Raw genomic sequence first — 21,724 nt, 5'->3', positions numbered from 1 at the left:
GCAGTGAATGTTCGACAAGATAGAAGAGCTGGAAGTACGTTACCATGAACTCGAATCGTTGCTGGCCGACCCCGCGGTGCTCGGCAATCAGCCCGAATTCCGGAGGCTGTCCCGGGAGCATAACGACCTGACGCCGCTCATCGAGTCCTATCGCACGTACAAAAAGGTGCTGGAGGAGATGGAGGGAAACCGGGAGCTGCTGACCGATCCTGAGATGAAGGAAATGGCCCAGGCCGAGCTGGAGGAGCTGGAGCGGCGGCAGGAGGAGCTTGAAGGGGAAATCAAGCTCCTTCTCCTGCCCAGGGACCCAAACGACGACCGCAACGTCATCCTGGAAATCCGCGCCGGCACCGGCGGTGACGAATCGGCCCTCTTTGCGGGCGACCTGTTCCGGATGTATTCCCGCTTTGCCGAGCGCAACCGCTGGAAGGTAGAGGTCATGTCCGCCTCGGAGTCGGAGCGGGGGGGCTTCAAGGAGATCGTGGCCCTCATCGAGGGGCAGGGGGTATTTGCCAAGCTCAAGTACGAATCGGGGACCCACCGGGTACAACGGGTGCCGGAGACCGAGGCTCAGGGGCGCATCCACACGAGCGCCTGCACCGTTGCGGTTCTGCCCGAGGCCGAAGATATCGAGGTGGACATCAACCCGGCCGATCTCAAGATCGACGTCTACCGGGCCTCCGGGGCCGGCGGGCAGCACGTCAACAAGACCGAATCAGCGGTCCGGATCACCCACATCCCCACCGGGATCGTGGTGGAGTGCCAGGACGAACGGAGCCAGATCAAGAACCGGGCCAAGGCTATGAAGGTACTGAAGACCAAGATCCTCGACGGTCTCCATCAGGAGCAGAACGCACGGATCGCCGCGGACCGGAAACAGCAGGTGGGAAGCGGCGACCGGAGCGAGCGGATCCGTACCTACAACTTCCCCCAGGGCCGGATGACCGATCACCGGATCGGTCTCACCCTCTACCGCCTCGACTCTCTCATGGAAGGAGACATCGCCGAGGTGGTGGATGCGCTCCGGACTCATTATCAGATGGAGGCCCTGAAGGCCCAGGCCGAAGCGGCCTGATCCGCCCGGACAGCGGAGGCGGCAGATGGCGGAAAAGCCTGAAATCTGGACGATTCGCAAGGTTCTCGACTGGACCAGGGGCTACCTGGCTGAAAAGGGGGTCGAGAATGCTCGCCTGGAAACCGAATGGCTCCTGAGTGCCGCCCTGGGGCTCGATCGGGTGGGGCTCTACGTCAATTTCGACAAACCCCTGAACCCGGAGGAGCTTGCCGCCTGCCGCGGGCTCGTGGCGCGCCGGGCCAAGCGGGAGCCGCTCCAGTACATCCTCGGCACCCAGGAGTTCTGCGGCCTCGATTTCGCCGTGACGCCGGCGGTTCTCATCCCCCGGCACGACACCGAGGTGATCGTGGAGGAGGCGCACCGCCGTGCCCCCCACGTCGCGACGGTGCTCGATATCGGTGTGGGCAGCGGCTGCATTGCCGTGGCCCTGGCCAGGCACCTTCCCCACGCCCAGGTGTGGGGGGTCGAGCAGTCTCCCGGCGCCCTCGCCCTGGCCCAACGGAACGTGGAACGGCACGGCGCGCGGGTGACCCTCTTCGAGGGCTCCCTGTTCGAGCCCTTTGGGGACCAGCGGTTCGATCTGATCGTCTCCAATCCCCCCTATATTCCCACCGCCGACCTGGAGGCGCTTCAGCCGGAGGTTCGGGAGTACGAACCCCGTGCCGCACTGGATGGAGGAGCCGACGGCCTCGATTTCTACCGGCTCATCGTACCGGCCGCCCCGGCGCACCTGAATCCCGGTGGCTGGCTCATGGTCGAACTGGGCATCGGCCAGGCGGAGGCAGTGCTCGGCATGTTCGCCCGTGCCGGCTTCAGCGACTGTTTTACCGCTCAAGACCCCGCCGGCATCGACCGGGTGGTCGGCGGAAGGATCGGGTAGGCCGGTTTTCGCGCCAGACCCGGCCACGACACACTATCACGACAGAGGCATTCCATTGGACAAGCTGATCATCAAAGGGGGAAAGAAACTGACCGGAGAGGTCTCGGTCAGTGGCTCCAAGAACGCGGCTCTCCCCATTTTCGTCTCCACCATCCTCGCCCCCGGTCTCAACGAGATCCGTAACGTTCCTTTCCTGCGCGACATCAATACCACCATCAAGGTCCTGGAGTCCCTGGGCGCCGTGGTGGAAGGAAACGGCAACATCGTCCGGATCGACACGACCCACGTGAACAACGTGGAGGCCACCTATGATCTCGTGAAGACCATGCGGGCGTCGGTACTGGTATTGGGGCCGCTGCTGGCTCGCCATGGCCGGGCACGGGTCTCCCTTCCCGGGGGCTGCGCCATCGGCGCCCGTCCCATCAACCTCCACCTCAAGGGGCTTGCCGCCCTGGGTGCCGACATCCGGCTGGAGCACGGCTACGTGGAGGCCAAGGCGAAAAAGCTCAAGGGTGCCCGCATCAACTTCGACATTTCCACCGTGGGCGGCACTGAGCAGTTGATGATGGCGGCGGCCCTGGCCACAGGAGAGACGGTTCTGGAAAACGCCGCCCGGGAGCCCGAGATCATCGATCTGGCCGAGATCCTGATCAAGATGGGGGCAAGGATCGACGGTGCCGGCACCGACACCGTTCGGATCACCGGGGTGAAGGAGCTGGCGCCGGTTGCCCACGACGTCATGCCCGACCGGATCGAAGCGGGCACGTTCATGGTGGCGGCGGCCATCACCGGTGGCGACATCAAGATCCGCAACATGAAGCTGGAGCACCTGGATGCGCTCGTGTTCAAACTTCAGGATGCCGGCGTGGAGATCACCAATCGTGATAACGTGGTGCGGGTGAAGGGGCCACGCCGTCCCAAGGCCGTGAACATCAAGACCCGCCCCTATCCCGGTTTCCCCACCGACATGCAGGCCCAGTTCATGGCCCTCATGTGCGTGGCCGACGGAGCGAGCGTCATCAGCGAGAACATCTTCGAGAACCGCTTCATGCACGTCTCGGAGCTGCTGCGCTTCGGCGCCGACATCACGGTTGAGGGGAACACCGCCACCGTGAAAGGGGTGAAGAAGCTGTCCGGCGCGCCGGTCATGGCCACGGACCTCCGGGCCTCGGCATCGCTCATCCTTGCCGGTCTGGCATCCGACAATACCACCGAGATCTCCCGTATCTACCACCTGGACCGGGGATACGAGTCCATCGAAAAGAAACTGGCCGGCCTCGGTGCCGATATCCAACGTGTAAAGGAGTGACCCGGCGGCAGGGGGAGAGGGTGCCGTTTCTGGTCCCCGGTCCCTGGTCCCCGGTCCCTGACGTGCTATGACCGACTACATAACCATCGCCATCCCCAAAGGGCGGATTCTGGAAGATTCGGTAGCCCTCTTCGGCAAGATCGGAATCCACTGCGACGAGCTCCTCTCCAACACCCGAAAGCTCATCTTCGAAAATCACGAGCAGCGGATGCGGTACATGATCGTCCGGGCCACCGATGTCCCCACGTATGTGGAGTACGGCTGCGCCGACCTCGGCATCGTCGGCAAGGACACTCTCATGGAGCAGGAAAAGGACCTCTATGAGCCCCTGGACCTGAAGTTCGGCTACTGCCGGATGATGGTGGCCGAACCGGCGGGACTTGCCCTGGACGACGACCCCTCCAGTTGGACCAACATCCGGATCGCCACCAAGTATCCCAACGTGACGGAGAAGTATTTCGCCCGCAAGGGGGTTCAGGTGGAGATCATCAAGCTCTACGGGTCCATCGAGCTGGCTCCGCTGGTCGGGCTTTCCGAGCGGATCGTGGACCTGGTGTCCACCGGCGAGACCCTGCGCCAGAACGGCCTGGTGGAGGTTGAGACCATCGCCGAGATCACCACGCGCCTCATCGTCAACCGGGCGAGCCTCAAGACCAAGCATCCCCGGATTACCGGGATCATCGAAGGGCTGGAGAAGCACGTATGAAATTCCTCGACATCAGGGATACGAACTTTGACGCGGAATTCGCCGCCATCCTCGCCCGGGGGGAGGAGACCGGCCGCGAGGTGGAGCAGGTGGTTCTCGACATCATCGCCGATGTCCGCGCACGGGGAGACGAGGCGCTCCTGGAGTACACCCGGCGCTTCGACCGGCTGGAGGTCGCTTCCGTTGCGGCTCTCCAGGTGACCGAGGACGAGATCGAGTACGCCTTTGCCAAGGTGAAGGACGAGGAGGTTGCCGCCCTCAAGCTGGCGGTTGAGCGGGTGGCCCGCTTCCACGAGAAGCAGAAGCAGGAAACCTGGCTCTCCACCGCCGAGCCCGACATCCTTCTCGGCCAGATGGTGACGCCCCTGGAGCGGGTCGGGATCTACGTTCCCGGCGGCAAGGCGAGCTATCCTTCCAGCGTCATCATGAATGCGGTTCCGGCCCGGGTGGCCGGCGTCGGCGAGATCGTCATGGTGGCCCCGACCCCCGGCGGAGAGATCAACCCACACGTTCTGGTGGCGGCGCGGCTCTCCGGCGTTGACCGGATCTTCCGGCTGGGCGGTGCCCAGGCGGTGGCCGCTCTGGCTTACGGCACCGCCACGGTGCCCCGGGTGGACAAGATCACCGGCCCGGGAAACATCTACGTGGCCACGGCCAAGAAACTGGTCTTCGGCCAGGCGGGGATCGATATGATCGCCGGCCCCAGCGAGATCCTCGTCATCAACGACGGGAGCGGCACCCCGGCCCACATCGCCGCCGACCTCCTTTCCCAGGCGGAGCACGACGAACTCGCCTCATCCATCCTCATTACCACCGACCGCGGTTTCGGCGAGCAGGTGGCGGCGGAGGTGGAACGGCAGGTGGCGCAACTCTCCCGGGAGACCATCGCCCGCACGTCGTGGGAGACCTACGGCGCCGTCATCGTGGCCGGGAGCCTGGACGAGGCCATCGCCTTCTCGAACCGGATCGCCCCGGAGCACCTGGAACTGGCCGTGGCAAATCCCTTCGAGATCCTGCCGCGGATCAAAAACGCCGGTGCCATCTTCCTCGGCCACTTCACCCCCGAGGCGGCCGGCGACTATCTGGCCGGCCCGAACCATACGCTGCCCACCGGAGGCACGGCTCGTTTCTTCTCCCCCCTGTCGGTGGACGATTTCGTGAAGAAATCCTCCATCGTCTACTTCAGCGAGGCGGGGTTGAACCGTCTGGGCCGCGACATCGTCAGGATCGCCGAACTGGAAGGTCTGGAGGCCCACGGCAGGTCAGTGAGCATCCGCCTGAAATAACGAGAAACGACAGGAGCACGCCATGCTTCCCTTTCGCTCAAATATCGCCGCAATGGCAGGCTACGTGCCCGGCTATCAGCCCCCGGACGTGGCGTCGTGGATCAAGCTGAACACCAACGAGAACCCCTATCCGCCGTCGCCCGAGGTGGTGAAGGCGATTCTGGCGGAGCTGGGGGACGACGGGGCGCTCCTGCGCACCTATCCCAGCGCGTCGAGCCAGGTGCTGCGGGAGACCGTGGGCGAGCTGTTCGGCTTCGATCCCGCCTGGGTCATCATGGCCAACGGCTCCGACGAGGTTCTCAACAACCTGATCCGGGCCTTTGCCGGCGAGGGGGAGGAGGTCGGCTACGTGCATCCCTCCTACTCCTACTACGCGACCCTGGCCGAAATCCAGGGGGCACGGGTACGGACCTTCGGCCTCACGGATGACCTTCGCATTGCCGGTTTTCCCGGCCGCTACGAGGGAAGGCTCTTCTTCCTGACCACCCCCAATTCGCCGCTGGGCTTCGCCTTTCCCCTTGCTTACGTCGAGGAGCTGGCGACCCGCTGCACCGGGGTCCTGGTGGTGGACGAGGCCTATGCCGATTTTGCCGACGGCGATGCCCTGGATCTGGTTCGGCGGCACGAGAACGTGGTCGTGACCCGCACCCTGTCCAAGAGCTACTCCCTGGCCGGCATGCGGCTCGGCTTCGCCGTGGCCCGTCCGGCGGTGATTGCTGCCCTGGACAAGATCCGCGATCACTATAACCTGGACCGTCTCGCCCAGGCCGCCTGCGTGGCCTCCCTGCGGGACCGGGCATACTTTGCCGGGTGCACCCGCCTGATCCGCGAGACCCGCGAGTGGTTTTCCGCTGAACTCCGGGCGCTCGGCTACGGTGTGATCCCCTCCCAGGGGAACTTCGTGTTTGCCGCACCGCCGGACCGCAACGGCAAACGGGTCTACGACGGCCTCTATGCCCGCAAGATCCTGGTCCGCCACTTCTCCGACCCGCTCCTGGCCCATGGCATGAGGATTTCCATCGGCACGCGGGAGGAGATGGAGGCGACCCTCGCCGCTCTGAAAGAGATTGGCTAACTTCGATCCCACAAGGAGGGTTTCATGTCCCGGAAAGCTGCCATCGAACGAGTCACCAAGGAAACCCAGATCAAGCTCTCCCTTGATGTAGACGGCACGGGCGAGGCGAAGGTCTGCACCTCGGTGCCGTTTCTCGATCACATGCTCGACCTCTTTGCCCGTCACGGATTCTTCAACCTTCAGGTGGACGCCACGGGGGACATCGATATCGACTTTCACCATACGGTGGAGGATATCGGTATCGTCCTCGGCCAAGCGTTGAAAGAGTCTCTGGGCGATAAAAAAGGAGTCCGGCGCTACGGCCAGGCCACGGTCCCCATGGACGAAACCCTTGCCAGCGTGACGGTGGACATCTCGGGGCGTCCCTACCTCGTCTACCACGTGTCACTTCCCAAAGTGAAGATTGGCGAGTTCGACGTGGAACTGGTGCGGGAATTTTTCCAGGCCGTGGTTAATAACCTGGGTGCCACGATCCATCTGAACGTCATGTACGGCGACAATGTCCACCACATCGTCGAGGCGTGTTTCAAGGCCTTTGCCCGGGCCATGGACCAGGCGACCCAGGTGGACTCCCGGATTCAGGGGGTCATGTCAACGAAGGGCAAGCTTTAGATCGTTCTGCCACAGGGGGCACAGGGAAGCGCCCTATCTATCTAATTCATCTAAGTGGCGGAACAAAACTCCAGGTACCGATCGGTACGGCGTTTTCTCTGTGACCTTTATGGCAAAGGGCCTTTATGACTAAGATCGCAATCATCGATTACGGCATGGGAAACCTCCGGTCGGTCCAGAAGGGGTTCGAGAAGGTGGGCTTCGAGGCGGTTGTTACTGCCGACCCGAAGGTGGTCCTGGAGGCGGAAAGGATCGTCCTGCCCGGCGTGGGCGCCTTCCGGGACTGCATGCGCAATCTGGAGCAGGGTGGGTTCGTGGAGCCGATCCTCAAGGTGGTTCGGGACGGGCGCCCCTTCCTCGGCATCTGTGTCGGGATGCAACTCCTCTTCAGCGACAGCGTGGAATTCGGCCTCTGCCAAGGGCTGAACGTCGTTCCGGGGCACGTGCTCCGCTTTCCCGAAGGGATGCGCGAAGGAGGCGAGGAGCTCAAGGTCCCCCACATGGGATGGAACCAGCTCTCCATCAAACGCCGTCCACCGGCCTTTGCCGAGGTGGAGGACGGGGCCAACGTCTATTTCGTTCACTCCTACTATGTACTGCCCGACGACACGAGCGTGATCGCCGCCACCTGTACCTATGGCGTCGAGTTCTGCGCCGCCGTCTGGAAGGACAACATCGTCGCCACCCAGTTCCACCCCGAGAAGTCCCAGACGGTGGGTGTGCACATTTTGGAAAATTTCGCGCGTTCAAAAGCATAAAGTCCACCACGGAGACACGGAGGAGCGGAGTAATTCTCCTGATAGGCCTTTTTTCGTGTCTCCGTGCCTCTACGGTGAAAGGTTCAGTGAATGATCGTCATCCCCGCCATCGACCTTAAGGAAGGAAAGTGCGTCCGCCTCGAACAGGGGCTCATGGAGAAGGATACCGTTTTCTGCGACAGCCCCGCCGACCAGGCCCGGGAGTGGGTGCGCCAGGGGGCGGAGTTGCTCCACATTGTCGACCTGGACGGCGCCTTTGCCGGCGAACCCAAGAACCGCGCCTCCATCGAGGCCATTGCCAAGGCCATTGCCATCCCCACCCAGTTGGGGGGCGGCATCCGGGACATCCCCACCATCGAGGCATACCTTTCCCTCGGCATCGGCCGGGTGATCCTCGGCACTGCGGCCCAGCGGAACCCCGAACTGGTGGAGGATGCCTGCCGTCTCTTCCCCGGTCGGATCGTGGTGGGGATCGATGCCAAAAACGGCATGGTCGCGGTCCAGGGGTGGGCCGAGGTCACCGGCGTCACGGCGGTGGATCTGGCCCAGCGGTTCGAGGGCTACGGCGTGGCCGCCATCATCTACACCGACATCGCCCGGGACGGTATGATGCAGGGGCCGAACATCGAGGCAACCAGGGCTCTGGCCGAGGCGGTCTCGATCCCGGTCATCGCCTCCGGAGGGGTGTCGTCCCTGAAGGATATCGAGAACCTGATGGCCATCGAGGCGAGCGGTATCGCCGGAGTCATCACCGGCAAGGCGGTCTACACCGGGGCCATCAATCTGGCCGAGGCGGTGGCGCTCACGAAGCGGGGAGGCGCCTGAGATGCTGACCAAGCGGATCATCCCGTGCCTGGACGTGAAGGGCGGCCGGGTCGTCAAGGGGGTCCAGTTCCTGGAACTGCGGGACGCGGGCGACCCGGTGGAGATCGCGGAGGCCTATGACCGCCAGGGTGCCGATGAACTCACGTTCCTCGACATCACCGCCTCATCCGACGAGCGAAGCATCATCATCGACGTAGTGCGCCGCACCGCCGAGCGGGTCTTCATGCCCCTCACCGTGGGGGGCGGAGTGCGGACTGTGGACGATATCCGCAATCTCCTCAACGCCGGAGCCGACAAGGTCTCCATCAACACGGCCGCGGTCCACCGGCCAGAATTCGTGCGAGAGGCTGCGGAGCGCTTCGGTTCCCAGTGCACCGTGGTTGCCATCGACGCCCGACAGGTTCCCGGCGAGAATCGTTGGGAGGTCTACACCCACGGTGGCCGCAACCCCACCGGCATCGACGCGTCGGAGTGGGCCCGGCGGATGGAAGGGTACGGTGCCGGCGAGATCCTCCTCACCAGCATGGACCGGGACGGCACCAAGGACGGCTACGATATCCCCCTGACCCGCACCATCGTCGATGCGGTCTCCATTCCGGTCATCGCCTCCGGCGGGGTGGGAAACCTGGAGCATCTGTACGACGGCTTCGTCAAGGCAGGGGCCAGTGCCTGTCTTGCCGCATCCATCTTTCACTACAAGGAGTACACCATTGGCGAGGCCAAGGAGTATCTCCGCCAACGGGGGGTTCCAATCCGGCCATGAGCGAGCGCGACGACATCCTGCAGGCAGTCTACGAGGTGATTCTCGACCGGAAAGGCGCCTTGCCCGAGAGCTCCTATACGGCGTCACTCCTTCACAAGGGGATCGATAAGATCCTCAAGAAGATCGGTGAAGAGGCGACGGAAGTCATTATTGCCGGCAAGGGGGGGATTCGGGAGGAAATCATTTACGAGACCGCCGATCTGTTCTTTCACACCCTGATTCTTCTCGGCCACTACGACATAGCCCCGAGGGATGTGTACGATGAGCTCCGCCGCCGTTTCGGCACCTCCGGGCACGTTGAAAAGGCGAACAGAAACGGGCGATAGTGCTTTGATCTTCGAATAAAAACTTGACATTGACGCTTCCGCTGTTATTATGTCTCTTCTCGCAAAAATTTCACCGGCTCGTCGTCTGACTCTATCAGCTCAGATTTGCAGCGAATTTACATAGAGGAGGGAGGGGAACATGGATGCCGGGAGTAAAGGTCAAGGAAACTGAATCATTCGAGCTCGCGCTGAAGAAGTTCAAGAAGCAGTGCGAAAAGGCGGGAATCCTCTCCGAGGTCCGCAAGCGCGAGCACTATGAGAAGCCGAGTATCAAGAGAAAGAAAAAGGCCATTGCCGCGCGCAAGCGTGCGATGAAAAAACAGCGCAAGATGATGGACTAGCGCTGAGGCCGTTACGTGTATGCCCATGCGGCATGGAGCGATGTTACGGACGCCTCCGGATTGTGGGGCGTCCGTTTGCCGCTTTCAGCGCCGGATATGGAGTTGTGAGCCGGGGAGTTGCCATGTTGAGGGACCGCCTGAACGAGGAGATGAAGGAGGCCATGAAGGCCAGGGACGAGGTTCGCCTGTCCGCCATCCGTCTCGTTCGCTCTTCGGTGAAAAACCGCGAGATCGAGGCGCGGCGCGAACTCTCCGAACAAGAAGTGACAGAAGTCGTTTCATCCCTCGTCAAGCAACGCCGGGAATCGATCCGCATGTTCGGCGAGGCCGGACGTACCGATCTGGTGGAAAAAGAGGAGCGGGAGCTTCGGGTACTGCTCGGCTTTCTTCCCCAACAGCTCACCCGGGAAGAGATCAAGGGGCTGGTGGCCTCGGTCATTACAGAGACCGGCGCCCAGAGTGTCAAAGACATGGGACGGGTAATGAAGGCACTCATGCCCCACGTGGCCGGCAGGGCTGACGGATCGCTGGTCAGTGCCATCGTCAAGGAACAACTTGCCTAGACGAACGTTTTCCGGTCTCTGAGTTCCGCGATCAGACCCTGGGGGCGATTCTCTGAATTGCCCCTTCTTCTTTTGATTCCAATCAGGTGCATGACATGGGCCTTCTCGACATCCTGCTCTGGGGCGTAGTACTGGCATTTGCCGTCAAGGGGGTTCTCAAGGGGCTCGTCCGCGAGGTGTGCTCCCTGCTCGGATTTGTGGTTGGAGGATGGGCGGCATTCTCCTTCCACCCCGCCGTCGGCGGGGTTATTGCCACAATGATTCACCTGCCCGTCCGCATCTCGTCCGCCGTGGCGTTTGTCGTCATTTTTCTGGGGGCTGCCCTTCTCTTTTACCTCCTTGGCCATTTTCTCACCGTGGTTATGTCGATTACGCTGCTCGGAGGGGTGAACCGGGTTGGCGGTGCCGTGTTTGGCCTGCTTGAAGGTGCATTTCTCATCTGTATCATTCTCTACCTGGCCAGCGCGCCGCCTGTGCCGGCGGGGCTCCGGGCATGGCTTGCCCGGTCGGTGACGGCGCGGGCTTCATCGATGCCGGCAAAGGGATGGCCGAGGGGTGGCGCGGAAGCCGCGGATCGGAAGCTCAGACCCCGCAACTACGGGCTAAAGATGTCAAACATCCCCGACGATAAGATCAGGGAGATCCGCGAGCGAGCGCCGATTCTTGAGGTGGTCTCGGATTATGTGAGCCTCCGGAAATCGGGTGCCAATTACCAGGGACTCTGTCCGTTCCACGGCGAGAAGACCCCCTCCTTCAACGTGAATCCGGCCCGGGGGATCTTTCACTGTTTCGGTTGCGGCGTTGGCGGGAATGCCATCACCTTTGTCATGAAGATGGAGGGGCTGTCGTTTCCCGAAGCGGTCAAGTTCCTGGGCAAGCGGGTCGGCGTCGAAATCGCGGACCGTCCCGTTACCGCGGCAGAGAAACGGCGGCAGGACGAACGCGAAGAGCTCTACGGGATCATGGACCTGGCTGCCAGGCTCTATCGCGAGTCCCTGGAACGAAGCGAAGAGGCCGGCACGGCTCGCCGCTATCTTGAAGCGCGCGGTGTGGACCGGGAGACGTCCGAGGCGTACCGTCTCGGGTTCGCGCCGGACCGGTGGGATTATCTCTCACGGCACCTGCAGCACCGCAAGGTTTCCATGGAGCTGGCGGAGCGGCTGGGGCTCGTGCGGCGGCGCGAGGGGGGCGGCTACTTCGACATCTTCCGCAACCGTCTCCTGTTTGCAATTGCCGATATTCACGGACGCACGATCGGATTTGGCGGCAGAGTCCTGGACGACTCGCTGCCCAAATACATTAACTCGCCCGAGTCGCCCATCTATCACAAGAGCGATGTGCTCTTCGGCGTCCACCTGGCAAAAGGCGCCCTGCGGGAGCAGGGCAGCGCCATTGTCGTTGAGGGGTATTTCGACCATCTCGCCCTCTATCAGGCCGGGGTACGGAACGTGGTCGCCACCTGCGGCACGGCCCTGACCGAAGGTCACGTGAAGCTTCTGCGGCGCTACGCCGGGAAAGCCTACACCCTGTTCGACGCGGATAGTGCCGGGCGCAAGGCGACCGTGCGGGCGATCGACCTCTTTCTCGCGGAGAACTTCCCGGCCCACGTGGTGGAGTTGACCCAGGGGGAAGACCCGGACAGTTTCGTCAAGAAGGAAGGGGCGGACGCCTTTCGGGCACGGCTCGCCAAGGCGCGGCCGGCCTTTGACTTCCTCTTCCGCGACCTGCTCGGGCAGGTGAATGCGGGCACGGTGGAGGGAAAGGTGAAGGTGGCGGACGAACTGGCGCCTCGCCTGGCAAAGCTCGTCAATCCCATCGAGCGGGAACTTTACGTGAAGGAGATCGCGCGGGTTCTGGGCATTGATGTCCGTTCCCTGCTGCGCACGCCGGGCGGAACCGCCGGAGCGCGCCCTGCCCCGCTCCTCCGCCCGCCAGCGGAGCGCCGGCCCCGCGGCGCGGGACCCGAGGAGATGCTGCTTGCCCTCATGGCGCGATCCGGTGAAGTGGCGGACCGGGTCCGCCGCGGTGAGGCCGCGGGGCTTTTCCGCCCCGAGCTTGCTCCCGTTGCCGATGCCATACTTGAGCGGCACAGTCGGCGGGCGGAGATCGACTGGGGGGAGCTTCTCGAACTGGTTGCATCCCCTGAGGAAAAGGGACGCATCGCGGCGTTCCTCGTCAACGACGAGCATCTTGTGGACGTTGATGTTCATAAGGCCTTTGACCAGTGCCGCCAGGCCCTGGAGCGGGGTGGCCTCAAACGGCTCAAGGAGCTGGCCAGAGAGCTGGCCGCGGCTGATCCGGACACCCCCCGGTACCGGGAACTGCTCGCTGAGATAGAGGCCTTGCGAAACAGGAAATCGCAGTTATCTTAAAGAGACCATGTGTGCAATGAGGTGAACTTGATGGCCAAGAAAAGCACGGACGAAGTCAAGCAGCTCATCGACCTGGGAAAGGAGAAGGGGTTCCTCACCTATGACGAGGTAAACGACCTTCTTCCCCCGGATATTTCATCCGAGCAGATCGACGACGTGATGAGCATGTTCGGTGAGATGGATATTGACATCGTTGATTCGGCCCAGAAGGTAAAAATCCCCAAGATGAAACTCGACCTGGAGGAAGAGGAAGAGGTTGAGGGGGAGCAGGAAGATTTCGAGTACGAACCGGGCGCTCTGGGCAGGACAAGCGATCCGGTGCGCATGTATCTGCGCGAGATGGGCTCGGTGTCACTGCTCACCCGTGAGGGGGAAGTGGAAATCGCCAAACGGATCGAGGAAGGGGAGCGGGATATCGCCGGCGTTATCCTCAATACCCCCATCACGGTAAAAGAGGTTATTTCGCTCGGCGACAAGCTCCTCAAGGGACAGGTCAGCGCCGCCGAGATCAGCAAAGAGGTGGAGGAAGAGGAGTTGGAGGAGGACGAGGAGGATGTGCAGAAGACCCGACTCCTCGCCCAGGTGGAGGAGATTGCGGCCGTCGATGTCCGCTTGGTCGCCCTGAACGCCGAACTGGATGAGGAAGGCCTTGCCGACTCCCGCCGCGAGGAGCTGACCGCTGGACGCCAGGAGTTGAAGGAGAAGCTCGCCGAGATGGTTGCCGCGCTTCGCCTCAAGGATCGCCACATCGCCAAGATCGCCCAACGGCTCAAGGAATTGTCGGCCAAAGTGGATACCATTATGGCCGAGATCGTTGCCATCGAGAAGGAGGCGGGGATTTCCGCCGATATCCTCAAGGAGATCGCTGCCAGCGGAGCGGTGGGGAAGGGGGTCAAGCTTTCCCTGGAGGATGCCCAGAAGCACGAGAAAAGGTTGCGCTCCGCAGAGAAGAAGCTGAAGAAGGTGGAGGATGAGTCGGGATTCAAGGCCCGCGAGCTTTCCGACGCCCTCAGGGCCATCGATCGGGGCGAAGCCAAGTCGAAGCTGGCCAAGTCGGAGCTGGTGGAGGCGAACCTGCGGCTCGTGGTCTCCATTGCCAAGAAGTACACCAACCGGGGCCTCCAGTTCCTCGATCTGATTCAGGAGGGGAACATCGGCCTCATGAAGGCCGTGGACAAGTTCGAGTACCAGCGCGGCTACAAGTTTTCCACCTATGCCACCTGGTGGATTCGGCAGGCCATTACCCGGGCCATCGCCGACCAGGCCCGCACCATCAGGATTCCGGTCCATATGATCGAGACCATCAACAAGCTGATCCGGACCAGCCGTCAACTGGTGCAGGAGATCGGTCGCGAGCCGTCGCCGGAGGAGATCGCCGAACGGATGAATCTCCCCCTCGACAAGGTACGCAAGGTTCTCAAGATCGCCAAGGAGCCCATTTCCCTCGAAACTCCCATCGGGGAAGAGGAAGATTCGCACTTGGGGGATTTCATTGAGGACAAGGGCGTGGTTTCGCCTCTGGAGGCGGTCATCAAGGCCAACCTTTCGGAACAGACCGCCCGCGTGCTGGCCACCCTTACCCCCCGGGAGGAAAAGGTTCTGCGGATGCGTTTCGGCATCGGCGAGAAGAGTGATCATACCCTCGAGGAGGTGGGGCAGGACTTCGAGGTGACCCGGGAGCGGATTCGCCAGATCGAGGCCAAGGCCCTGCGCAAGCTCCGCCATCCGAGCCGGGCCAAAAAACTTCGCAGCTTCGTGGAGTAGCCGGCCTGTGCCGGAAAAACCAGAGGCCGCGCCGGTCAGACCCGACGCGGCCTCGCTGTTTTTGTGCCGAGCCGCCCGGCCCTGGCCGGCGGCACCGGGGAGGCTTTAATGGCCAAGGACAAGGCGCCGGTTACTCCGGCCATACGTCAACTACGGGCCGCAGGTATAACGTTTACGGACCACGTGTATGCCTATGAGGAAAAAGGCGGAACAGCCGTCTCCGCCCGGGAGCTCGACGTGGACGAACATTGCGTGGTGAAAACGCTTATCATGGAAGACGAGGCGAAACGGCCGCTCATCGTCCTGATGCACGGCGACCGGCAGGTCTCCACCAAGGAACTGGCGCGGGTCATGGGTGTCAAAAGTGTGTCTCCCTGCTCCCCCGACACGGCAAACCGGCATTCGGGCTACCAGGTAGGAGGGACTTCGCCCTTTGGTACGCGGCATGCCATGCCGGTCTATATGGAGGAGACGATACTCGGCCTGCCGAGGATATATATCAATGGCGGCAAGCGCGGCTATCTGGTGGGACTCGACCCCCGCGAGGCGTGCCGCCTGCTCGATCCCGTCCTCGTGCGGGTGGCCATCTGAGGTTCGGGGCAACTGGGTGTCGCGGGAGGTGATCCATGGAACTGCGTGAGCGATTCCTGCGTGCTGCCGAAGCGCTGCAGCGGGCCGAAGTGCTGGTCATCACGGCAGGGGCCGGCATGGGCGTTGATTCGGGGCTGCCCGACTTTCGGGGTGATAGCGGTTTCTGGAAGGCGTATCCGCCCTATGAACGGCTCGGCATCACCTTTGTCGGCGCTGCAACCCGGCTCACTTCGAGAGGGATCCGGCCTTTGGCTGGGGATTCTACGGCCATCGGACCAATCTCTACCGCGCCACGGTCCCCCACGCCGGGTTCGGAATCCTCAGGGCATGGATCGAACGCTACGGTCTCGACCATTTCGTGGTGACCTCCAACGTGGACGGCCAGTTCCAGCAGGCCGGGTTTGCCGAAGACCGTATTCTGGAAGTGCACGGCTCCATTCATCATCTCCAGTGCGCCACGCCGTGCACCATGGCCATCTGGGAGAACCGGGAAACCATTCCCGTTGACGAGTCGACCATGCGGGCGGGTCACGTTCCCCGCTGCATCCACTGCGGTGGCGTGGCGCGGCCCAACATCCTCATGTTCGGGGACTATGGCTGGATCAACGGACGGACCGCCCGGCAGCAGCGGAACTTCGACGAGTTCCTGGCTGATGCCCGAGGCCGGCGCGCGGTGGTGGTGGAGCTGGGGGCGGGAACGGCAATTCCCACAATCCGCTACCTGACCGAGGAAGTCGGCTCCCTCCACCAGGCCGTGGCAATCCGGATCAATCCCCGGGAGGCTCAGATCGGCGCCCCCCATATTTCTCTCGCATGCGGCGCTCTTGAAGGGCTTGCCGGTATCAAATCCTGTCTGGAGTAATTCATGTCGTCGGTCATTGTACGCAAACGTACCGCAGTCACTCCCCTTTCGGGCGAGCACGCCTTCTTCGCCACCACTGCCAAGGGGGTCGAGGACGTCCTGGCCGCCGAGATGCGCAGCCTCGGTTTCCGCGGGGTGGCCATCGAGCGCGGAGGGGTGCGTTTCACGGGCGACCTTGCCGCCTGCTACCGGGCCAATCTCTGGTTGCGGACCGCGAGCCGCATCCTCGTGCCGCTTGCCCAGTTCCCCTGTGATTCACCCCAGCGGCTGTACGACGGTGTCCGCTCCATCCAGTGGAACGACTGGCTTACCCCCGACATGACCCTGGCAGTAGAGAGCACTCTTCGCGATTCGGTCCTGACCCATTCGGGGTTCGTGGCCCTCAAGGCCAAGGACGCCATCGTCGACACCATCCGCGACCGCCACGGCAGGCGGCCCAACGTGAACCCGAGGCAGCCGGACCTGGGGGTTCATGTTCATCTGGCCCGCAACGTCTGCACCGTGAGCCTCGACAGTTCCGGGGCCAGTCTGGATCGGCGCGGCTACCGGACTGATGCGGGGGAGGCCCCGCTGCGGGAAACCCTTGCCGCCGCCCTTGTGGAGATTACAGGCTGGGACGGCACCGTTCCCCTCCTGGACCCCATGTGCGGCTCGGGCACCATCCTCGTGGAGGCGGCCCTCAAGGCTCTCAACCGGGCGCCCGGCCTCATCCGGGAGCGTTTCGGGTTCCAGCACTGGCCCGGCTTCGACTCTTCACTCTGGCGCCGTCTTGTAACCGAGGCCCGCCAGGGGGAGCGCACGTCACTGCCGGCCCCTCTCCTGGGGAGCGACCAGCAGACCGACCTTCTTGCGATCGCCGCAGCCAATGCCCGGCGGGCTGGAGTCGAACAGCACATCACCTTTACATCCGGTGATATGCGGGATCTGGCACCACCTCCCGCTCCCGGCGTTATCCTCTTTAACCCGCCTTATGGCCGGCGGCTCGGCGAAGAGGAAGAGCTTCGGGGCCTCTACCGCCAGATCGGCGACGTTCTGAAACAGCGCTGCGCCGGCTATGCCGCCTGGCTTCTCACCGGCGGGACCGAGTTGGCCAAGGCAGTGGGGCTCAGGGCATCCCGGCGGATCGTCCTCTTCAACGGTCCCCTTGAGTGCCGCTTCCTGAGGTTTGATCTCTATTGACGGGTGCATCGGCGCGCGGGCAGCATTAACAATTCCCTTGACGCCTTGCATGGTTTGCCGTAAAGTTAAAGTTCGCTTTTCGGGCCTATAGCTCAGTTGGCTAGAGCAACCGGCTCATAACCGGTCGGTCCCAGGTTCGAGTCCTGGTGGGCCCACCACCCGACAACCCAGGTAGGAAGATGCGGGGATGCCCCGAGAGCTCCGATTACGATCGCAGGAACTGATCAGACGAAAAAGAGTGCACGCCGAACGGTGGCACTCTTTTTCTTTTGCCTTCGATGATGACGCCAAAAGTCTCTGACATACTCGGAATCATTAATAAATTTGCTCCACCAGTCCTTGCCGAAGAGTGGGATAACGTGGGGTTGATGGTGGGGGACCCGACCTGTGCCGTTTCACGGATCATGGTCGCCCTGGACGGCTCCCGGGAGGCCGTGGATGCCGCCATTGCCGCCGGGTGTCAGCTCCTGCTCACCCACCATCCGTTCCTCTTTCGTCCCCTCAAGCGAATATCCGCCAACGATCCGACCGGGGCAACCGTGCTGCGGGCCATTTCAGGCGGCTTGGCCGTCATCTCTCTCCATACCAATTACGATATCGCCGATGGCGGCATGAATGACCTCCTGGCGCAGCGGCTCGGCATGTGCTCTGCTCAGCCCCTGTCGGTGACGGCGCCCGAAGAACTGGTCAAGCTTGCGGTCTTTGTGCCCCAGGGCCATGAAGAGCAGGTGTCCGAAGCCCTGTTCCGCTTCAGTGGCACGGTCGGCAACTACCGGGACTGCTCGTTCAGAAGCGGTGGTATCGGCACATTTCGTCCCCTTGAGGGGGCACGTCCCTTCCTGGGGGCAGTCGGGGTCAGGGAGCAGGTGGCAGAGACCCGTATCGAGGTTCTGGTGCGCAAGGAGATGGTTTCGTCCGCGCTTACGGCTCTCCTGAAGGCTCATCCCTACGAGGAGCCCGCTTTTGATCTCTACCCGCTACTCAATCGCGGGGCTGCGCAGGGGCTCGGCAGGATCGGGTATCTGGCGGAGGAGACGACGCTGGCTTCCTTTGCCGATGCCGTGAAGGCAAAGCTGGACCTTGTCGGCGTCCGGCTCGTGGGTGACGCGGGGAGGCGGGTGAAGAAGGTTGCCCTCTGCGGCGGCAGCGGCATGTCGCTGTTGCGAGATGCCCACCGTCAGGGTGCGGACGTATTCGTGACCGGGGATGTGAAGTATCATGAAGCACGGGATGCGGAGGCTCTCGGTATCGCACTGCTGGATGCCGGACATTTCGGCACGGAGGCCATCATGGTGTCCGGCGTTGCGGAACGGCTGACGGCTGATCTGGTCCCGAAGGGGTTCGAGGCTGACGTGGTTGCGTTCAATGGCGAGCGGGACCCATTTGTCTGGCGATAAACGGTTTCTTCCGGGAGACTGACTAACGGAGAACAGAGGGAGGTTGGTGTTGCGCAAAAATCTGATGCTGCTTGAGGAACTGCAGGAGCTTGACCTGAAGATCGACGGCCGCCAGGGAGAACGGCAGGCGCTTCTCGATCAGCTCGCCGAGTTGGACCGGCAGGTGGAAGAGGCGCGGCTCGCCGTGGACGGCGTCAAGTCCGAACTGACGGTCGCCGAAGAGGAAAAGCGGGGTCTTGAAGCGAATCTGGCCGCGGAGGATGAGAATATCGTCCGCTCAGAGGCGCGGCAGAAGGAAATCAAGACCCAGAAAGAGTACCAGGCGATCCTGAAAGAGATCACGGCGGCCAAGAAGCAGAAGGGCGAGCTTGAGGAGCAACTCATCCAGAAAACGGGACAGGTCGAGCAATTGGCTGCCGATATCGCTGCCCGGGAGGGAGATCTTGACAGCCTGGAGGAGAACCTGGGAGACCGCAAGGCAGAGCTTGCGTCTGCCCTGGAGCGTCTCGATCAGGAAATAGCCTCGGATGCCTCCGCCAAGGCCGAGACGGCCAAGGGAATCCCGGCATCGCTGCTCAAGCGGTACGAAGCCCTGCGCCTCCGTCGCCAGGGCGTGGCTCTCGTGGTCGCCCGGAACGGTAACTGCTCGGGCTGCAACATGAACCTGCCGCCCCAGCTTTACAATTCGCTCTACAGGGGGGACGACCTGGTCCTCTGCCCCCATTGCCAGCGGATGCTGGTGTTGCGTCAGGACGCCTGACGCAGGGTTGTCGAATAACGGCTTGGTCGAAGCAGAACAGATGGCCGCTCTCCGCGTGCGGGGGGAGGAAAGTCCGGGCTCCACAGGGCATGGTGCTGGATAACGTCCAGCGGGGGCGACCCCAGGGATAGTGCCACAGAGAGAAGTCCGCCCGCTCAGGCGGGTAAGGGTGAAAGGGTGAGGTAAGAGCTCACCGGGTTCGGCGGTGACGCCGGATGCCAGGTAAACCCCACCAGGAGCAAGGCCGAATAGGGAAGCGTCAAGGACGGCCCGTCCGTGCTTCCGGGTTGGCTGCTTGAGGCCGTCGGTAACGGCGGTCCCAGAGGAATGGTCATCGCCCGCCAAGGGGTAACCCGCGGTGGGAACAGAACCCGGCTTATGGGCTGCTTCGGCCAGTTTTTTTACAGACCATGCGGGCTTCGCCGCAACAAACTCGAAAAATCCGGCTCTCTTCATGAATGATCAGGACGTCTGGCATGCCGCGGTGGCGGCGGTCACCGGCGAATACCTCCGGCTCCCGCAGCCGGTCAGGGCGATGCTCCGGGAGAAGGGGAGCGCCATTCGCGCGGCCAAGGAGGAGTTGCACCGCCTGGCCCACGAAATGGGCAGTTCGGTGATCTGTGCCTCCTGCGGCGGCGAGTGCTGCCTGCGGGGAAAGTACCATTTTACGGTGGCGGACCTGCTGATTTATCGATCAACGAATGCCGAGCTTTTCGAGCCCCGCTTCGGCCGCGACTTCTGCCCCTATCTCGGTGACGCAGGCTGCCTCATGCAGCCGGCCCTGCGACCGTTCAATTGCATAACGTTTAACTGCGAGCGGGTTGAAGGGCTGTGGGAGCCGGAGCGGATTGACGAGTTCTATCGCCGCGAACGGGAGCTTTGCCGCCTCTATGGTGAGTTTGAGGCGCTTCTCGGTTCCCGCGCCAGGCAGGGGCTTCTCATGGTGCAGGCCGATCGCCTGCGGCCTCTGTAGGGTTTCATTCTCGAAACGGAGCAAGGGGGGGGCAATGTCAACCGCCATCAATGATCTCGTTCTGGTCCACATAGACAACAAGCCGGGATTCTACGCCCGTATCGAAGATGTTTCGCCCGATGTGAAGCCCGGTTGGTGGCGGGTCAAGCTCCTGGTGCTCACGGTGCCCCTGGAAATCTATACCTGGATACTTGAGGAGGCCCAGATCAACGGGACTCCCTTCACCATGGGCGGGACACCGATCCGGATGGAAAAAATCGTGTCGCCCCTGGCGCGGGAGTCCGTTACCCCGTCTCAGTCGCCGGAGCCTCCTCCCGGCGACCCGCCGGACAAGGGGAAGGGGGCGAAAATCGTCTCCCTGCTGGATCGGAAAAAGGATAAGTAACTCAAGGGGCGCTGCGCCCCTTTTTTTCTTCTCCCTCCGTTGTGGTGAACCGGATTCATCCCTCCTGTTTCTAAGTCCTGTTCCCATGTCCGTTGAACTCGCTTTGACACTCTGCCGGCAGGTTTGCAGCATGCCGGTGGGATGGCGAAAGACGGTACATTCTGTTCGTGAATTCCATTGGTTTTTGGGGATAGGGACATACCCGCATGATCGGCCGGGGTGTTCGCTGAGGCTCTTGTTTATCCGCGGCCGTCCGAGAGGGCAATTCAGCTTTCCGGCGGTTCTGGGAACGCGATAACTGGTTGAAATAGAACTAAAACAATCCCCTGTGCAATGGCCAGATTTGCCTTGACAACCCTTGGGGTGGCGGGTATAGTTTTTGGCACTAAGTGGTAAATTGTGGTAAATCGTGGCAAGGTGTGCCGGGGAATATGTTCAGAGGAATCTACGAGACAACCATTGACGCCAAGGGACGAACGAGTCTTCCGGCCAAATTCCGGGAGGTTCTCGTTGACGTTCATGGTGACGATCGTTTCGTGATAACCAACTCTGCGCCCGTTGATCTGGGGGGAGGCGCCTTCAGTAGCGGTCTCCTGATTTTTCCCTATGCCAAGTGGGTGGAGTTCGAGGAACATTTCCGTTCCAGCAGGGGACTGAGCTCTGCCCAGCGCAACAGTATCATGCGGACGATCATTTCCCCCGCGGTTGAGTGCTGCGCCGACAAGCTGGGGCGCCTGCTGATCCCTCCCCACCTGAGAAAAGGGGCCGCCCTTGAGCGGGACATCCTTTTTATCGGCGTGATGGACAAGATTGAGGTCTGGAGCCAGGCCGAGCGCGAGAAGGTTCGGATTCAGGATCTGAAGAATTTCCCGTCCGATTCCGAGACGGTGGCAGAGTTGGGGCTCTAGGTGGCGACATTTTC

At 62.3% G+C, this 21,724-nt stretch carries 22 protein-coding genes, 1 tRNA gene, 1 other RNA gene and 2 pseudogenes; all 26 read left to right on the top strand.

What is annotated here, in order from left to right; genetic code table 11:
- The first annotated feature begins 7 nt into the window (after positions 1–7).
- The gene (locus A2G06_14605; protein ID ANA41275.1) at positions 8–1,075 is read left to right on the top strand and encodes a peptide chain release factor 1; all 1,068 of its coding nucleotides are present in this window, start codon (positions 8–10) and stop codon (positions 1,073–1,075) included.
- A 25-nt stretch (positions 1,076–1,100) separates the two neighbouring features.
- On the top strand, positions 1,101–1,955 hold the full coding sequence (locus tag A2G06_14600; GenBank protein ANA41274.1) for a protein-(glutamine-N5) methyltransferase, release factor-specific: 855 nt from the start codon (positions 1,101–1,103) through the stop codon (positions 1,953–1,955).
- Positions 1,956–2,010: 55 nt separating this feature from the next.
- The gene (locus tag A2G06_14595) at positions 2,011–3,264 is read left to right on the top strand and encodes a UDP-N-acetylglucosamine 1-carboxyvinyltransferase (protein ID ANA41273.1); all 1,254 of its coding nucleotides are present in this window, start codon (positions 2,011–2,013) and stop codon (positions 3,262–3,264) included.
- 67 nt (positions 3,265–3,331) lie between these two features.
- Positions 3,332–3,970, top strand: coding sequence for an ATP phosphoribosyltransferase (locus A2G06_14590; GenBank protein ANA41272.1), 639 nt, complete (start codon positions 3,332–3,334; stop codon positions 3,968–3,970).
- On the top strand, positions 3,967–5,256 hold the full coding sequence (locus A2G06_14585; GenBank protein ID ANA41271.1) for a histidinol dehydrogenase: 1,290 nt from the start codon (positions 3,967–3,969) through the stop codon (positions 5,254–5,256). The genes A2G06_14590 and A2G06_14585 overlap by 4 nt, the downstream gene beginning before the upstream one ends.
- Positions 5,257–5,278: 22 nt before the next feature.
- The gene (locus A2G06_14580; protein ID ANA41270.1) at positions 5,279–6,331 is read left to right on the top strand and encodes a histidinol-phosphate aminotransferase; all 1,053 of its coding nucleotides are present in this window, start codon (positions 5,279–5,281) and stop codon (positions 6,329–6,331) included.
- Positions 6,332–6,355: 24 nt separating this feature from the next.
- On the top strand, positions 6,356–6,943 hold the full coding sequence (gene hisB / locus A2G06_14575; protein ID ANA41269.1) for an imidazoleglycerol-phosphate dehydratase: 588 nt from the start codon (positions 6,356–6,358) through the stop codon (positions 6,941–6,943).
- A gap of 125 nt (positions 6,944–7,068) precedes the next feature.
- The gene (hisH, locus tag A2G06_14570) at positions 7,069–7,701 is read left to right on the top strand and encodes an imidazole glycerol phosphate synthase subunit HisH (protein ID ANA41268.1); all 633 of its coding nucleotides are present in this window, start codon (positions 7,069–7,071) and stop codon (positions 7,699–7,701) included.
- A 90-nt stretch (positions 7,702–7,791) separates the two neighbouring features.
- Positions 7,792–8,526: a 1-(5-phosphoribosyl)-5-((5-phosphoribosylamino)methylideneamino)imidazole-4-carboxamide isomerase gene (locus A2G06_14565; GenBank protein ID ANA41267.1), complete on the top strand. Its 735-nt coding sequence runs from the start codon at positions 7,792–7,794 to the stop codon at positions 8,524–8,526.
- A 1-nt stretch (position 8,527) separates the two neighbouring features.
- The gene (locus A2G06_14560; GenBank protein ANA41266.1) at positions 8,528–9,289 is read left to right on the top strand and encodes an imidazole glycerol phosphate synthase subunit HisF; all 762 of its coding nucleotides are present in this window, start codon (positions 8,528–8,530) and stop codon (positions 9,287–9,289) included.
- Positions 9,286–9,615 carry a phosphoribosyl-ATP pyrophosphatase gene (locus A2G06_14555; protein ID ANA41265.1) on the top strand — a complete coding sequence of 110 codons (330 nt, stop codon included), beginning with the start codon at positions 9,286–9,288 and terminating at the stop codon, positions 9,613–9,615. The genes A2G06_14560 and A2G06_14555 overlap by 4 nt, the downstream gene beginning before the upstream one ends.
- Positions 9,616–9,758: 143 nt before the next feature.
- On the top strand, positions 9,759–9,956 hold the full coding sequence (locus A2G06_14550) for a 30S ribosomal protein S21 (protein ID ANA41264.1): 198 nt from the start codon (positions 9,759–9,761) through the stop codon (positions 9,954–9,956).
- A 122-nt stretch (positions 9,957–10,078) separates the two neighbouring features.
- Positions 10,079–10,519 (top strand): glutamyl-tRNA amidotransferase, encoded by a 441-nt coding sequence (locus A2G06_14545; GenBank protein ID ANA41263.1) that lies wholly within the window; start codon positions 10,079–10,081, stop codon positions 10,517–10,519.
- Between the two features lie 95 nt (positions 10,520–10,614).
- A pseudogene (locus A2G06_14540) lies at positions 10,615–11,150 on the top strand (colicin V production protein).
- Positions 11,128–12,891 carry a DNA primase gene (locus A2G06_14535; GenBank protein ID ANA41262.1) on the top strand — a complete coding sequence of 588 codons (1,764 nt, stop codon included), beginning with the start codon at positions 11,128–11,130 and terminating at the stop codon, positions 12,889–12,891. The pseudogene A2G06_14540 and the gene A2G06_14535 overlap by 23 nt, the downstream one beginning before the upstream one ends.
- 30 nt (positions 12,892–12,921) lie before the next feature.
- Entirely contained in the window at positions 12,922–14,655 is a 1,734-nt protein-coding gene (locus A2G06_14530; protein ID ANA41261.1) for an RNA polymerase subunit sigma-70, read from the top strand.
- 108 nt (positions 14,656–14,763) lie between these two features.
- On the top strand, positions 14,764–15,246 hold the full coding sequence (locus A2G06_14525; protein ID ANA41260.1) for an aminoacyl-tRNA deacylase: 483 nt from the start codon (positions 14,764–14,766) through the stop codon (positions 15,244–15,246).
- A gap of 35 nt (positions 15,247–15,281) precedes the next feature.
- Positions 15,282–16,108, top strand: a pseudogene (locus A2G06_14520) (NAD-dependent deacetylase).
- 3 nt (positions 16,109–16,111) lie between these two features.
- Positions 16,112–17,287, top strand: coding sequence for an RNA methyltransferase (locus tag A2G06_14515; protein ANA41259.1), 1,176 nt, complete (start codon positions 16,112–16,114; stop codon positions 17,285–17,287).
- Positions 17,288–17,368: 81 nt separating this feature from the next.
- Positions 17,369–17,445, top strand: a tRNA-Met gene (locus tag A2G06_14510).
- Between the two features lie 120 nt (positions 17,446–17,565).
- A complete protein-coding gene (locus A2G06_14505; protein ANA41258.1) occupies positions 17,566–18,684 on the top strand; it encodes a Nif3-like dinuclear metal center hexameric protein in 1,119 nt (372 codons plus the stop codon).
- Between the two features lie 49 nt (positions 18,685–18,733).
- On the top strand, positions 18,734–19,444 hold the full coding sequence (locus A2G06_14500) for a hypothetical protein (GenBank protein ID ANA41257.1): 711 nt from the start codon (positions 18,734–18,736) through the stop codon (positions 19,442–19,444).
- A gap of 27 nt (positions 19,445–19,471) precedes the next feature.
- Positions 19,472–19,839, top strand: an RNA gene (gene rnpB, locus A2G06_14495) — RNase P RNA component class A.
- 59 nt (positions 19,840–19,898) lie between these two features.
- Positions 19,899–20,417 (top strand): hypothetical protein, encoded by a 519-nt coding sequence (locus A2G06_14490; GenBank protein ID ANA41704.1) that lies wholly within the window; start codon positions 19,899–19,901, stop codon positions 20,415–20,417.
- A 34-nt stretch (positions 20,418–20,451) separates the two neighbouring features.
- Complete coding sequence (locus A2G06_14485; GenBank protein ANA41256.1) at positions 20,452–20,802, top strand: hypothetical protein; 351 nt, start codon at positions 20,452–20,454, stop codon at positions 20,800–20,802.
- A gap of 431 nt (positions 20,803–21,233) precedes the next feature.
- Positions 21,234–21,710, top strand: a complete 477-nt coding sequence (locus A2G06_14480; protein ANA41255.1) for a cell division/cell wall cluster transcriptional repressor MraZ — start codon at positions 21,234–21,236, stop codon at positions 21,708–21,710.
- Positions 21,711–21,724 lie beyond the last annotated feature (14 nt).

It is taken from the genome of Geobacter anodireducens, from assembly GCA_001628815.1.
Lineage (GTDB): Bacteria > Desulfobacterota > Desulfuromonadia > Geobacterales > Geobacteraceae > Geobacter > Geobacter anodireducens.
The sequence above is the reverse complement of the archived record's forward strand: the minus strand, read 5'-3'. Positions and strand labels throughout refer to the sequence as shown.

Coding starts and splice junctions, on each gene's coding strand:
- A2G06_14550 (ANA41264.1), top strand. CDS start 9,759: ATGCCGGGAGTAAAGGTCAAGGAAACTGAATCATTCGAGCTCGCGCTG.
- A2G06_14480 (ANA41255.1), top strand. CDS start 21,234: ATGTTCAGAGGAATCTACGAGACAACCATTGACGCCAAGGGACGAACG.
- hisB (ANA41269.1), top strand. CDS start 6,356: ATGTCCCGGAAAGCTGCCATCGAACGAGTCACCAAGGAAACCCAGATC.
- A2G06_14535 (ANA41262.1), top strand. CDS start 11,128: ATGTCAAACATCCCCGACGATAAGATCAGGGAGATCCGCGAGCGAGCG.
- A2G06_14490 (ANA41704.1), top strand. CDS start 19,899: ATGAATGATCAGGACGTCTGGCATGCCGCGGTGGCGGCGGTCACCGGC.
- A2G06_14600 (ANA41274.1), top strand. CDS start 1,101: ATGGCGGAAAAGCCTGAAATCTGGACGATTCGCAAGGTTCTCGACTGG.
- A2G06_14515 (ANA41259.1), top strand. CDS start 16,112: ATGTCGTCGGTCATTGTACGCAAACGTACCGCAGTCACTCCCCTTTCG.
- A2G06_14585 (ANA41271.1), top strand. CDS start 3,967: ATGAAATTCCTCGACATCAGGGATACGAACTTTGACGCGGAATTCGCC.
- A2G06_14560 (ANA41266.1), top strand. CDS start 8,528: ATGCTGACCAAGCGGATCATCCCGTGCCTGGACGTGAAGGGCGGCCGG.
- A2G06_14530 (ANA41261.1), top strand. CDS start 12,922: ATGGCCAAGAAAAGCACGGACGAAGTCAAGCAGCTCATCGACCTGGGA.
- A2G06_14565 (ANA41267.1), top strand. CDS start 7,792: ATGATCGTCATCCCCGCCATCGACCTTAAGGAAGGAAAGTGCGTCCGC.
- A2G06_14545 (ANA41263.1), top strand. CDS start 10,079: ATGTTGAGGGACCGCCTGAACGAGGAGATGAAGGAGGCCATGAAGGCC.
- A2G06_14485 (ANA41256.1), top strand. CDS start 20,452: ATGTCAACCGCCATCAATGATCTCGTTCTGGTCCACATAGACAACAAG.
- A2G06_14505 (ANA41258.1), top strand. CDS start 17,566: ATGATGACGCCAAAAGTCTCTGACATACTCGGAATCATTAATAAATTT.
- A2G06_14580 (ANA41270.1), top strand. CDS start 5,279: ATGCTTCCCTTTCGCTCAAATATCGCCGCAATGGCAGGCTACGTGCCC.
- A2G06_14555 (ANA41265.1), top strand. CDS start 9,286: ATGAGCGAGCGCGACGACATCCTGCAGGCAGTCTACGAGGTGATTCTC.
- A2G06_14590 (ANA41272.1), top strand. CDS start 3,332: ATGACCGACTACATAACCATCGCCATCCCCAAAGGGCGGATTCTGGAA.
- A2G06_14605 (ANA41275.1), top strand. CDS start 8: ATGTTCGACAAGATAGAAGAGCTGGAAGTACGTTACCATGAACTCGAA.
- A2G06_14525 (ANA41260.1), top strand. CDS start 14,764: ATGGCCAAGGACAAGGCGCCGGTTACTCCGGCCATACGTCAACTACGG.
- hisH (ANA41268.1), top strand. CDS start 7,069: ATGACTAAGATCGCAATCATCGATTACGGCATGGGAAACCTCCGGTCG.